Source organism: Mesorhizobium sp. NZP2234, assembly GCF_013170765.1.
In the GTDB taxonomy this organism is placed as follows: Bacteria; Pseudomonadota; Alphaproteobacteria; order Rhizobiales; family Rhizobiaceae; genus Mesorhizobium; species Mesorhizobium loti_D.
The window spans coordinates 3,362,263-3,374,349 of sequence record NZ_CP033364.1 but is presented as its reverse complement, the minus strand read 5'-3'; the positions used below and the strand labels follow the sequence as shown (position 1 = coordinate 3,374,349).

At 63.0% G+C, this 12,087-nt stretch carries 11 protein-coding genes; 5 read left to right on the top strand and 6 right to left on the bottom strand.

The window, feature by feature from the left end:
- Positions 1 to 28 precede the first annotated feature (28 nt).
- The gene (locus EB230_RS16560) at positions 29 to 439 is read right to left on the bottom strand and encodes an SH3 domain-containing protein (protein ID WP_056573526.1); all 411 of its coding nucleotides are present in this window, start codon (positions 437 to 439) and stop codon (positions 29 to 31) included.
- 238 nt (positions 440 to 677) lie between these two features.
- Between EB230_RS16560 and EB230_RS16555 the strand changes: the two genes are divergently transcribed.
- Positions 678 to 1,253: a TMEM175 family protein gene (locus EB230_RS16555; protein ID WP_056573210.1), complete on the top strand. Its 576-nt coding sequence runs from the start codon at positions 678 to 680 to the stop codon at positions 1,251 to 1,253.
- 15 nt (positions 1,254 to 1,268) lie between these two features.
- On the opposite strand, the gene EB230_RS16550 is transcribed toward EB230_RS16555, so the two are convergent.
- Positions 1,269 to 1,550 carry a hypothetical protein gene (locus EB230_RS16550; protein WP_056573213.1) on the bottom strand — a complete coding sequence of 94 codons (282 nt, stop codon included), beginning with the start codon at positions 1,548 to 1,550 and terminating at the stop codon, positions 1,269 to 1,271.
- Positions 1,551 to 1,685: 135 nt separating this feature from the next.
- Here EB230_RS16550 and EB230_RS16545 point away from each other — a divergent pair, with 135 nt between their 5' ends.
- Positions 1,686 to 2,552: an SDR family NAD(P)-dependent oxidoreductase gene (locus EB230_RS16545; RefSeq protein WP_056573217.1), complete on the top strand. Its 867-nt coding sequence runs from the start codon at positions 1,686 to 1,688 to the stop codon at positions 2,550 to 2,552.
- Between the two features lie 11 nt (positions 2,553 to 2,563).
- Here the strand turns inward: EB230_RS16545 and EB230_RS16540 are convergent, their stop codons facing one another.
- The 3 genes from EB230_RS16540 to EB230_RS16530 form a co-directional block, all read right to left on the bottom strand.
- A complete protein-coding gene (locus EB230_RS16540; RefSeq protein ID WP_056573219.1) occupies positions 2,564 to 2,989 on the bottom strand; it encodes a low affinity iron permease family protein in 426 nt (141 codons plus the stop codon).
- 353 nt (positions 2,990 to 3,342) lie between these two features.
- A complete protein-coding gene (locus tag EB230_RS16535) occupies positions 3,343 to 3,984 on the bottom strand; it encodes a DapH/DapD/GlmU-related protein (RefSeq protein WP_056573222.1) in 642 nt (213 codons plus the stop codon).
- A gap of 86 nt (positions 3,985 to 4,070) precedes the next feature.
- A complete protein-coding gene (locus EB230_RS16530) occupies positions 4,071 to 4,574 on the bottom strand; it encodes a CreA family protein (RefSeq protein WP_056573225.1) in 504 nt (167 codons plus the stop codon).
- A gap of 189 nt (positions 4,575 to 4,763) precedes the next feature.
- Here EB230_RS16530 and EB230_RS16525 point away from each other — a divergent pair, with 189 nt between their 5' ends.
- Complete coding sequence (locus EB230_RS16525; protein ID WP_056573228.1) at positions 4,764 to 5,342, top strand: SCO family protein; 579 nt, start codon at positions 4,764 to 4,766, stop codon at positions 5,340 to 5,342.
- Positions 5,343 to 5,427: 85 nt separating this feature from the next.
- Positions 5,428 to 6,300 carry a 50S ribosomal protein L11 methyltransferase gene (locus EB230_RS16520; RefSeq protein WP_056573229.1) on the top strand — a complete coding sequence of 291 codons (873 nt, stop codon included), beginning with the start codon at positions 5,428 to 5,430 and terminating at the stop codon, positions 6,298 to 6,300.
- Between the two features lie 199 nt (positions 6,301 to 6,499).
- Here the strand turns inward: EB230_RS16520 and EB230_RS16515 are convergent, their stop codons facing one another.
- On the bottom strand, positions 6,500 to 9,427 hold the full coding sequence (locus tag EB230_RS16515) for an autotransporter domain-containing protein (protein ID WP_162258929.1): 2,928 nt from the start codon (positions 9,425 to 9,427) through the stop codon (positions 6,500 to 6,502).
- 756 nt (positions 9,428 to 10,183) lie between these two features.
- On the opposite strand from EB230_RS16515, the gene EB230_RS16510 reads away from it, so the two are divergent.
- Entirely contained in the window at positions 10,184 to 12,028 is a 1,845-nt protein-coding gene (locus tag EB230_RS16510; RefSeq protein ID WP_056573235.1) for an aminopeptidase P family protein, read from the top strand.
- The last annotated feature ends 59 nt before the right edge of the window (positions 12,029 to 12,087 follow it).

Below are 12,087 nucleotides of genomic sequence, written 5' to 3'. Positions count from 1 at the left end.
TTTTTCGTTACGGCATTCGAGATCTGCCCTATTTGCAGGGAAAGCCGGGCGCGATCTTGCACTTGCCGGGCCGCGGCTTGTGCGGCGGGCGATGGTGCGGAGGACGGTGATGGGGCGGCTTGTGCCAGTGCGGCGGCCGATGATGCGGCGGACGAACGATGACGATCGGCGGACGAACGACATGGGCGCGCGAAAGATAACCGGAACTGGCCCAGCCGCTGACACCACCGCCATGGATCCGGCACCAACCCGGCTGGCAGCCGGCCACGTCGACCCTGAAGCCGGCCGGCAACGTCCCGACCCTGGCGTATCCCGCGCCGGGCCCGCTACGCACGTTGAGATTTGTCGTGGTATGAGCGCTGTAGGCGAAGGCCGCGGCGGATGTTCCGAAGACGGCGGCCAGCATGGTCGCTATCGCAAGCAGAAATCGAAATCTCATCAGTCCCTCCATTCGGTCCCCGGCCGTTCGACGGCTCGACCAAGGGTTGCATCAGAAGGGAGAGAAAACAGCGGGAAAGTCAACAACCGGCCAAGGCCGATCATCACATCGGCAACTTCGGCAAGGGAGTTTTCCCGGACATGGTTGAGGAATTTCCCGAGTGCCGTTTATCGGCCCGGAAACTTCCGCTAACAGTTTACTGTCTTTCGACAATTCATTGCGGGCGGAGGCGGTGAGCATGGGCAAAGGCAGGGTCGAGGCATTCACCGACGGCGTGGTGGCCATCATCATCACCATCATGGTGCTGGACCTCAAGGTGCCGGAGGGCGAGGACTTTTCCGCCCTGGCGCCGCAATTGCCGATCTTCCTGTGCTACGTGCTCTCATTCATCAATGTCGGCATCTACTGGAACAATCTGCACAACATGTTCCACACCGTGCAGCGCGTCGATGGTGGCGTGCTGTGGGCAAACCTGCATCTGTTGTTCTGGTTGTCCCTGATGCCGGTAACGACGGCTTTCATGGGCGAGAACCATTTCGCCACGGTTCCGGTCGCGGTCTACGGTTTCGATCTTGCAATGTGTGCGACCGCCTACGGCATCCTGGTCATCGCCCTGCACCGTCTGCATGGGCCGGATACCGCCTTCGCCAAGGCAATCGGCAGTGACCGCAAGGGAAGGCTTTCGCTTGCCGGCTACCTGGCGGCGATCGCGCTTGCCTTCCTCAACCGGTGGATCGGCGTGGGCCTCTATGTTGCCATCGCCCTGGTGTGGCTGGTGCCGGACACGCGCTTTTCGCGCGTTCTCGAGAAATAGCGCGGGAAACCAGCCTTATTTACGCATCGCCTTTAGCGTTTCCGCCACCGAAGCGGCAAGGTCGGCATAGCGCTCCTCCAGCCGTTCGGCTGCCTTGATGATCGAGAAATCATGGCCGAATTTCTCCAGCGCCATACGCAGTTTCTCGACGAATTCGGCCTGCTTTTCCAACGCCGAGAACAGCGTCTTCACCTGGGCTTCGCTGATATCGGGGTTGGCCAGCATCTGCGGCACCTCTCGCCCCATCTGATCGCCGGTGGCGGTCTGTTCCTTCAGAATTGCAACCCAATCCGTCAATAGAAAATCTCCTTTACCAGGATAGCATGCGCAGCCTCGACCAGCCCGGTCAACCCGGACACGTGCCGACGCAGGCTTGCGCAAGCCTGTTCCGGCACTAAGTTCTGCGCCATCGAGAAAAGGATCCCGTTGCTCATGATCACCGACGCCGAAATCCAGACCGCCCTGCCCGCGCTCAGCCCCGGCAACACCGCCGTCATCACCGGCGCCGCGAGCGGCATTGGGCTGGCGGCCGCCAAACGACTTGCGTTGATGGGCATGAGGATCGTGCTCGCGGACATCGCCGGGACCCGCCTTGACGATGCCTCCCGGGCAGTCTCGGCCATTGCCGGCGACGACGCCGTGCTTGCCGTTGCATCGGACGTTTCGAAGGCCGATGAGGTCGATCGTCTCGCCGACCGGGCATTCGGCGCCTTCGGCGAGATTTCGCTGCTGATGAACAATGCCGGTGTCGGCGATAACCCGGGCAAGCCCTGGGAAAACCGTGATGCGTGGAAGCGGCTGCTCGACATCAATTTCTGGGGTGTCGTGCATGGCGTGGAGGCCTTCGCGCCACGCATGCTGGCATCGGCCAGACCGGGCCTGATCCTCAACACCGGCTCCAAACAAGGCATCACCACGCCGCCCGGCAACCTTGCCTACAATGTCTCCAAGGCAGGCGTGAAGACATTCACCGAAGGCCTGGCGCATGCGCTACGCAACGAGCCTGGTGCCCGCCTGTCGGCGCATCTGCTCATCCCCGGCTTCACCTATACCGGCCTCACCGAGGGTGCTACGGAAAAACCGGCCGGTGCCTGGACCGGCGAGCAGGTTGTTGATTTCATGTTGGAATCGCTGGTCAGCGGCGATTTCTACATCCTGTGTCCGGACAATGACGTGGCGCGCCCCGTGGACGAAAAGCGCATGGCCTGGGCGATCGGCGACATCATCGAAAACCGCCCCGCCTTGTCGCGCTGGCACCCGGACCACAAGGATGCCTTCGCGGCCTTCATGAAAAACTGATCTTCACGTCCTCAGGCCGCACGCTTCTTCGGAGCTCGTTTTTGCGCCACGGCCTTCTTCGCGGCCATGGCGGCGATCTTTTCGTCATGCCGTCGCGCCGCCCGTTCGCATTTGTCGCGGATCTCCTCGACCTCGGATTCCGTCAGGTGCTCGATGCCGATGAAGCGGTTGTGGCCCTCGCTGACCCGGATCAGTTCATCGAGCTTGGCCTGGATCGCCGCGCCGTCGCGGTTCTGGGTGTTCTGGATGAGAAACACCATCAGGAAGGTGATGATGGTCGTGCCGGTGTTGATCACCAATTGCCAGGTGTCCGAGAAGCCGAAGAACGGCCCGCTTGCCGCCCAGACGACGACGATCAGGCCACAAGCGGCGAAGGTCAACGGTAGGCCGGCTATGTGGGCGACCCAGTTGGCGACCTTGGTGAAAAGCTTTTCCATCTGTCGAGAACCCTCAATGGCTGCCGCGATGAGAAACAACCGACGACCGTTCCAGGTTCCCACCGGCAACAAATACGTCAGGCGCAATTGAATGCACGCAATGGGAGCATTCTACGGAAAACACACCTTATCGGTTTAATGTCATGGTAACCATGCAGGCAGAGAGCCTGTTCCTTCCGCTTCACGGCGGTTTAACTCCAGCCCCTTCCGCCGCGCCACCCCCGCATGGCGGAAGGGGTTTCCAGAAAAGCGCCGACCGGCACACTGACAGACGGTCGGCTCCGCCTCCCGCAACTTGCTTCGCAGCCTGTGCGCCATGAGTGGCTCGCCGCTTCCTTGAGACGGTGACTCTTCTAGGCGGCGTCGTTTTCCCAACGGTCGAGGAAGGCCTCGATCGGCATTGCCTGGATGTCGGGAACCGCCCTGGCGAGTTTCTCGACCGGCCAGTCCCACCAGGCGAGCGCTTCGATCCGTGCCGCGACAGCCGGGGGAAAGCGCCGTCGCAGCGGCTTCGCCGGCACGCCGGCGACGATCATGTAGGACGGTACGTCCTGCGTCACCACCGCATTGGCTCCGATGACAGCACCATTGCCGACAGTGATGCCAGGCATGATCACCGCACCGTGGCCGACCCAGACGTCATGGCCGATGGTCACGGCATTCGCTCGCCGCCGCTCGCGGAACGCGGCATCGACGCCCAGCCAACGAAAATACTCGTTCGGCCGATAGCTGACCTTGTGCTGCGTCAGCCGCTCGATCGGATGTTCCAGCGCATTGATGCGGCTGTTGGCGGCGATCGAGCAGAATTTGCCGATGCTCGTATAGATAGCCTCGGCATGGCGCTCGAAATAGGAGAAGTCGCCGACGCTCACTTCGCGCAGCACCACCCGCTCGCCGATCGAGGCGTAGCGGCCAAGCTTGCATGCCTTGAGTTCCGCGGTCGGATGGATGCGCGGCTCGGGGGCCTTGAGGACGAGGTCTTCGGAACGGTCCATGCGGCGGCTTTACGTCAGAGCAATTGCTCCCGCAAGGCAGGAGCAATTGTCCGTGGGGCAATCAGCACGAATGACGTCCACCCCGCCTAGTTCGGCTTGCCCTTGCTCCACACCACGTTCTGGCCGTAGAGCGGCACTGTCGTGACCGACATTTTCGCCGAGCCGTTCTGCACCTGGCGGGAATGCGAGAGGTAGATCAACGTCTCGTTGGCCTTGTCGTAGATGCGGTTCACCACCTGCTTCTTCCAGATCAGGCTGAGGCCTTGCTTGAACACCTCCTCGCCGCCCTCGCTCATGTCGATGTTGCCGATGGTGATAGGACCGGTCTGGCGGCAGGAGATCGAGGAATCGCTGGGATCCTCGAACCAGTTGCCCTTGTGCAGGCGATCGATGACGCTGCGGTCGAAATAGGCGACATGGCAGGTCACGCCATCCACCTTGGGGTCCTTGATCGCGTCGATCTTGATGTCGTTGCCGACCCAGTCGACGCCCACCTTGCCGACTTCCTCGGCGACGGCGCCGCCGGTGCCGAGCGCAAGGCATGCGGCCAAGGCGCCGCCGATCACTTTTCGCCCAATCAGTTTGCGCAAAGGAGGTCTCCCGCGGTTCGAGTTGCCGGTTTCAGGTGGGGCGCGTTGTGCCGCTTTGCAAGCGGATGCGTCAACGCCACCGCGGTTGCGGCAACGCGGCACTTTGCCTGCGCGGGGCCGAACCGCTAAGACAGTCGCACCGGCGCGGCATTGAGCCGGCGCGATGATTTCTGCGGACGGACTTTTCTGATGATGCGTTCTATCCTGGTCGGTATTCTCGTCCTGATGGCGGCCGGCATCGGCTGGCTGACCTTCGACTGGTATCGCGGCCACTATGGCGGCGAACCGTTCGGCGCACCCTTCACCCTGGTCGACCAGAAAGGCGCGCCGATCACCGAGGCGGCATTCAGGGGCCAGCCCAGCGTCGTCTTCTTCGGCTTCACCCACTGTCCCGAGGTTTGCCCGACCACGCTGTTCGAACTCTCCGGCTGGCTGAAGACGCTCGGCGACGACGGCAAGACCCTGCACGCCTATTTCGTCTCGGTCGACCCGGAGCGTGATACGCCGGCGGTCATGAACGCCTATGTCAGCAACTTCTCCGACCGCATCACCGGCATCACAGGCGACCCGGACAAGGTCCATGCCATGGCAAAGTCGTTCGGCATCTACTGGAAGAAGGTTGATACCGGCGACGGCGACTATACGATGGACCACACCGCCTCGGTGCTGCTGCTCAACGGCAAGGGCGACTTTGCCGGCACGATCGCCTATGGCGAAAGCGCCAGCACCGCGGTCGAAAAGCTGAAGCGTCTTGCCGCGAAGGGCTAGAGTTTGATCCCGAAAAGTGGAAACCGGTTTTCTTGGACAAACGGTTCCGTTTGTCCAAAGATCAAGCCCGAATAAGAAACTCCCGATGACCCAGACGCGGATCCATTTCACCACCGGAAAGATCGAGGCGGAGCGCGTCTTCGCGGCGCTTGAGTTGGCCTTCGAGGATGAAGGCTTGCCGATTGCCGTGCTCGAAGTCGACGAGGACAAGGACATCCACGAGGTCTCGCTCTACGCCGATGGCGACGTCGACGCCGTCGAGGCGCGAGTGAAGGACATTCTTGCCGGCCTCGCTTTGTCGAAGCCGGTCGAGCGCGAGGCACTGCCCGACATCGACTGGGTGGCGCGTTCGCTGGAAGGCCTGAAACCGGTGCGCGCCGGCCGTTTCTTCGTCCACGGTGGACATGATCGCACAAAGCGTCACAGTGGCGAACTCGCCATCGAGATCGAGGCAGGCCTCGCCTTCGGCACCGGCCACCATGGCACCACCGCCGGCTGCCTGGAAATGCTGGAGAAGGTGGTGCGGCGCGAGCATCCCCGCAATGCGCTCGACCTCGGCACCGGCAGCGCGGTGCTGGCCATCGCCGTCGCCAAGCTGGCGCATATACCGGTGCTCGCCACCGACATCGATCCCGTGGCGGTGAAGGTCGCCGCCGCCAATGCGCGGCTCAACCATGTCAAGGCGCTTGTCGAAACGGTGACCGCGCCGGGCTTTCACCACCCGATCTTTGGCAAGCGTGCTCCCTTCGATCTCATCGTCGCCAACATATTGGCGCGGCCGCTGATGCGGCTGGCGCCGCAAATGGCCAGGCATATCGCGCTCGGCGGCTCGATCGTGCTGTCAGGCATTCTCGATCGCCAGCGCGACGCCGTCATCTCGGCCTATGTCGGCCAGAATTTCCGGCACGTGCGCACCTTGCACCGCGAAGGCTGGGTGACGATCCATCTCAAGCATTGAGACAGGTCGAGCACCGCAGCGCCCGCAGTCGAAAGATCCGTTCCGAAATTGTTGCCAAAAGCCAAAACTCCGCCGACCGGAGTCGGCGGAGCCTTGAATGCTGTTTTCTACCAGCTTCAGACGCCTGTGAGGGAAACAGGCCTTTCAAAACTTCGCCACGGCATGGATGTTCCACCCCAACAGCAAAAAGCCCGGTCGCTTAGAACCTAATGCCCAGATTGGCCTTGAAGCCGTTGTCGAAGGCATCCGGCCCGAACTGTCCGGCATAGGACAGGCCGAGTGTCGCGTTGCGCGCCAGTTGCACGTCGAAGCCGGCTTCGACCAACATCGCATCCCTGGCGATCGGCGCACCGGCGATTGTGAAGTCGTCGCCGCCGGCAAAGGCGACGGTCGACAGCGGTGTCACATCGCCGAAGGCATGGCGCCAGCCGAACATGCCGCGCGCGGTCGCCGCCACGCCGCCGATGGTAACGTCGGTGGAGGCTCTGACGCCGAGCGTGGTGAAGGTCGCATCCGACGACGAACTGCCGCTGGTCAGCGCCGCGGTGCCGCCCTCCGCGAAGCCGTCTGTATGCAGGTTTACGTAAGCAAGGTTGGCGAAGGGCTCGAAAGCAAACGGCCCGGCATCGGTCTTGTAGGCCAGCTCGCCGAAGGCTTGCGCGGTCGCGGCGTCGTAGTCGGCCGACAGGCCGTCGGTGAAGCCCTGGAACGCGACTGAACGTGACGTCGAGATCCGGTGCCAGGTGTAGGCGGCGCCGGTGCGGAAGGCGATGGCGCCCCAATTGGTCCCGCCATAGAGACCGAGATGGTAATTGTCGCTGTCGCCCGACGAGGCCCTGTCGTCGGCATTGAAGCTGGTGCGGCTGTAGCCACCGACCACGCCGATGCGCCAGTCGCCGGCCAGGCCGTCGGCGCCGACCAGCAGGCCGCCCGTCGACCGGTCGAAGGCGGCCGCATTGCCGTCGCTGTCGGTACCGCCCCAGGACCCGAACCCCTGCGACCAGACGGCGAAGCGATCGGTGTCGGCGGGCACAGACTGAACGCCGTCCTCGCCATAGGCCATGACCGGCAGCGAAGCTGTCTTGCCGCTGTCGCCGAAGGCACCACGCAGGCGCGCCGTCACCGCGTCCTGCAGGAAGTGGCTGTCCTGGAGGAGCATGCCCTTGGCCGAGGCGTGGACTTCACCGGAGAGCTGGTCGAAAGCGGCCTGCGCGGCAGCGTCGCTTGGCAAGCCAAGCACCGCGCTGACCAAGGCGCTGCTGGCGGCACTGTCCAGCCCCGCGCCGGTGGCGATCTGGTTCGGCGTCAGGCCGGCGGAGCCGAAGCTCTTTGTCTGGGTGACGTCGACATAGGCATGGGTTGCGTCGGATGTGGTGCTCAGACTTACGAAGGCGGAGACCTGTGGATCGCTCACCAGGGTGAACGTTCCGCTGACGCTGGTGGCCTCGAGCACCGTGTAGCGGGTACCCGCGACCAGGCCACTCTGCCCGATATTGGTCACCGTCAAGCCTGCGCCATTGGTAATGGTAGCGGCACCGGATGCGTCGATCAGATCCGAAAGACCAGCCGAATTGAGTTCCACCGCATAGGTCGAGCCGGACTCGAACTTGGCGGTGCCGTTGACGGTCAGCGTACCGATCGCATTGTTGCCGGGCGCGACCGTGCCGGAAGCATCGAATGAGCCAACCGTGCCGCCGCCGGCAAGCGTGGCGCCACTGTCGACCGTAACGGCAGAACTGGCCAGCGAACCTGAGACCAGCAAGGTGCCGGCCTTCACCTTGGTCCCGCCCGACAACGCGTTCGTACCCGACAGCTCGAAGGTTCCCGTCCCGTCCTTGATCAGTCCGTTGGTACCTGTGATGACGCCCGAAAATACCGTCGAGCCATTATTGCCTCCGGTCGTCAGCTTTCCTGTCCCGCTGGTAACCGCTCCCGCGCCGGCAAGCGAGCCGATCGCCTGGTCGAAATTGTTGAGATCAAGCGTTGCGCCGCTTGCCACCGTATAGGCGCTGTTCGCGCTGAAGATGTTGGTCGTGGCCGCCTTCAGCGTGCCTTGGGCGACATCGGTGGCCGTAGCGTAATTGTTGTTGCCGGCGTAACCGTCGACCGTCAGCGTTCCCGCGCCGGTTTTGGTGAATGTCCCGCTCGGCGTATCGTTGTCACCCATGCTGGCGGTCGTGCTGACGTCAAAACCGTTGGTGTCGATGGTGCCGCCCGCAGCGCCAAAAAGGATCGAGACGTTCGGAAGGTTGAGGTTTGCACCCGCCTGCAACGTGCCGCCATCCAGTGTGATCGGACCCGTGCCCAGCGCGTGATCGGCCGTGACCCGGATCGTTCCCTCATCGATGATGGCGCCGGAGCTGAAACTGTTGCCGTTGTTGGTCAAAACAAGCGTGCCGGCGCCGGTCTTGACGATCGCGGTTGGATCGCTGAATTCCGAAATCTGACCGGCATAGGTTCCGGTTGCTCCCGAGCCGACATTCAGATTCATGCCGGCATACATGATCAGGTCATTGTTGATCGTGATGCCGTTCTGGATGTCGATGGTGGTGCCGCCGTTGGCGTAGACAGCCCCCGTCCCAAGCGCCGCATTGTTGCCAAGGCTGAGCGTGCCGCCATAGAGATTGGTGCCGCCCGTGTAGGTGTTTGCGCCATTCAAGGTCAGCAAGCCGTCACCGCTCTTGGTGAGGCTTGCGCCGGAGATCACTCCATCGGCCGTAAAATGAGCACCGGCATCGACCGTGACGACAGTGTCGGAAACGAAATTGAAACTGGCGCCGGCGTCCAGGTCGGAAATGAAATTGTTCGTCTGCACGTTGATCGAGGCCTGCCCAGAGGCCTGGAAATTCAAAACGCCGCTTGAAAACCGGTAACCGCCGGAGGTGCTCGTGGCATTCAAGTTCAGCGTGCCGACCGTATAGGGTCCACCAGTCAGGAGAACGGTATAGCCGAGCCCCTGGTCCGGCGCATCATGGTTGAAGTTCGCGACCGCCTCGACGCCGTCGGGAACCGTTGCGGGAGTCCAGTTCGCAGCCGAACCCCAATCGCCGCTGTTGTGAGCGAAATCCTCGGCCGAGGCGCCACCTGACATGATCGGCGTTACAGCGGCCGCAATCAGCCCGGCCATCAGCAGAGCCGGAAGCGACGTGGACGACCGAAGCGAGCCCGCAAGCCGCGCATTCACCTCGCCATCGCCTTTGGCACGCGCTGCGGAAACAGAATATCTCATCCACAATCCCCCCGACCAACCATCCATTGGCTGAATCGACCCTTTAAGCCCGTGGCGACGCTACGAAACCCGCTGCCGAGAGACAAGCGAATGTAAGCCGTATAGATTACCGGAACCGAGCAACACGGAGCCCAGACAAGAAATCAGAGCAAATCCGTCGCGAATTTGCATCGATCAACAGTTGGCCACACCAGACGCCAGACCGCGAACAAGCACGGTTTTTGCCGACTGACTGGCTCAAGACATAGTCCTCATTTTCAACATCGACCCTGCAAACGGCGCGCGGCCGGCATCATCACTTTCAACAGCGTGCCGGAACTGGCCCCGAAACCAACCTTGACCGGAAGGCCCCCACCCCCGGCTGTCAAGACAAGAAAACCCGAACCAGATAACTTGCCATGCGAAGTGACGCACGCTCAAAAAGCAGGCGTTGCTGACTTTTTCTGGTTACAATTCCCGTGTGCCGGCGGGCAGCGCAGCAAAGCCGCGTTGTGTCGGGGATGAACAACGACAAGCCAGCCCTCGTACTGCGGCTGGACCAGCCCCATCTGGTTGTCAGCCAGGCGGCGCTGTAGCAGTTTTCGCCGGTCGGGAAATCGATTCCGCTTTCCCGACCCATAGGCTACGGTCGCGCGACTACCAAGGAGGCCCACCATGTTCCAGACCTTCGATTCCGCCGGCGACCCGGCAGTCGGAAAGCCGCGCGTGGCGCTGCTGCGCCAATGGTTGGCCGCGAATGGCCTTGATGGTTTTATCGTGCCACGCGCGGACGAGCATCAGGGCGAATATGTCGCCGATCGTTCGGCACGGCTGAAATGGCTGACCGGCTTCAGCGGCTCGGCCGGTGTCGCCATCGTGCTTCGCGACCGCGCCTTCGTCTTCGTCGACGGGCGCTACACGCTGCAGGTGCGCAATGAGGTCGATCTCGACATTTTTTCGATCGAAAGCCTGGTCGACAACCCGCCCGCCGTCTGGCTCAAGGATAATATCGGCAAAGGCGCGCGGCTCGGCTTCGATCCATGGCTGCACACGATCGGCGAGGTCAAGGCGCTGCAGGCCTCGGCCGACAAGACCGGCGCCGTGCTGGTGCCGCTCGACAAAAACCCGATCGACATCATCTGGAAGGATCAGCCCGCCGCACCCGTGACCCCGGTCGAGCTGCACCCGATCGGCTTTGCCGGCGAGCTCGCCAAGGACAAGCTGGCGCGGCTGGCAACGGCGATCGGCAGGGACGGCGCCACCCATGCGGTGCTGACCGACCCCTCTTCCATCGCCTGGGTCTTCAACATCCGCGGCGGCGACGTGCCGCACACGCCGCTGGCGCTCGGCTTCGCCATCCTGGCCGCCGACGGGTCGCACCAGCTGTTCATGGACAAGCGCAAATTCTCGCGCCAGGTCGCGGCCTATCTCACCCAGCTCGCCGATCCGCATGAGCCCGGCGAATTCGAGGCGGCGATCGCAGCGCTTGCCAAGGGCGGCGCCAAGATCGCGCTCGACCCGGTGCTTGCGGCCGACAGGCTGCGCATGCTGGTCGAGGACAATGGCGGTACGGTGATTGCCGCGCCCGACCCGGCCCGCATCCCGCGCGCCACCAAGAACCAGGCCGAGATCGCCGGCTCGCGCGCCGCCCATCGCCGTGACGGCGCGGCGGTGGCAAAGCTTTTGTGCTGGCTGGAGCGGCAGAAGCCCGGCTCGCTCGACGAGATCGCGGTCGTCACCCGGCTGGAAGAGAGCCGCCGGCAGACCGGCGAGGAAACGCAGATGCCGCTGCGCGACGTCTCCTTCGACACCATTTCCGGCGCCGGTCCGAACGGCGCCATCATGCATTATCGCGTGTCGCGCGCCACCAGCCGCAAGCTCCAGGCCGGCGAGCTGTTCCTGCTCGATTCCGGCGCGCAATATCAGGACGGCACCACGGACATCACCCGCACCGTGCCGATTGGTCAGCCGACCGAGGAGATGCGCGAGCGCTTCACGCTGGTGCTGAAAGGCATGATCGGCATTTCCACGTTGCGGTTCCCCGCCGGCACGCGCGGTTCGGAGATCGACGCCGTCGCCCGCATGGCGCTGTGGAAGCATGGCTGCGACTTCGCCCACGGCACCGGCCATGGCGTCGGCTCGTATCTGGCCGTGCATGAAGGACCCCAGCGCATTGCCCGCACCGGCACAGAAAAGCTGCTCGAAGGCATGATGCTGTCCAACGAGCCGGGTTACTACAAGGAAGGCGCCTATGGCATCCGCATCGAGAATCTCATCCTGGTGACGCCGCCTGAACAGATCGAGGGCGGCGACATCGCCATGCACGGCTTCGAGACGCTGACGCTGGCGCCGATCGACATCAGGCTGGTGCGCTCAGACCTGCTGACGCGCGAAGAACTGCATTGGCTCGACGCCTACCATGCCCGTGTGCTGGCCGAGATCGGACCGATGCTCGACGGCGAAACCCTGGCCTGGCTGGAAAAGGCGACAGCACCGCTACCGCATGACGCGAAGATTTGAGGCGGCCTATATTCAGCTTGGAAGGCTGGCGCTGCCAACGGCCCAAACCGATCGCGCCT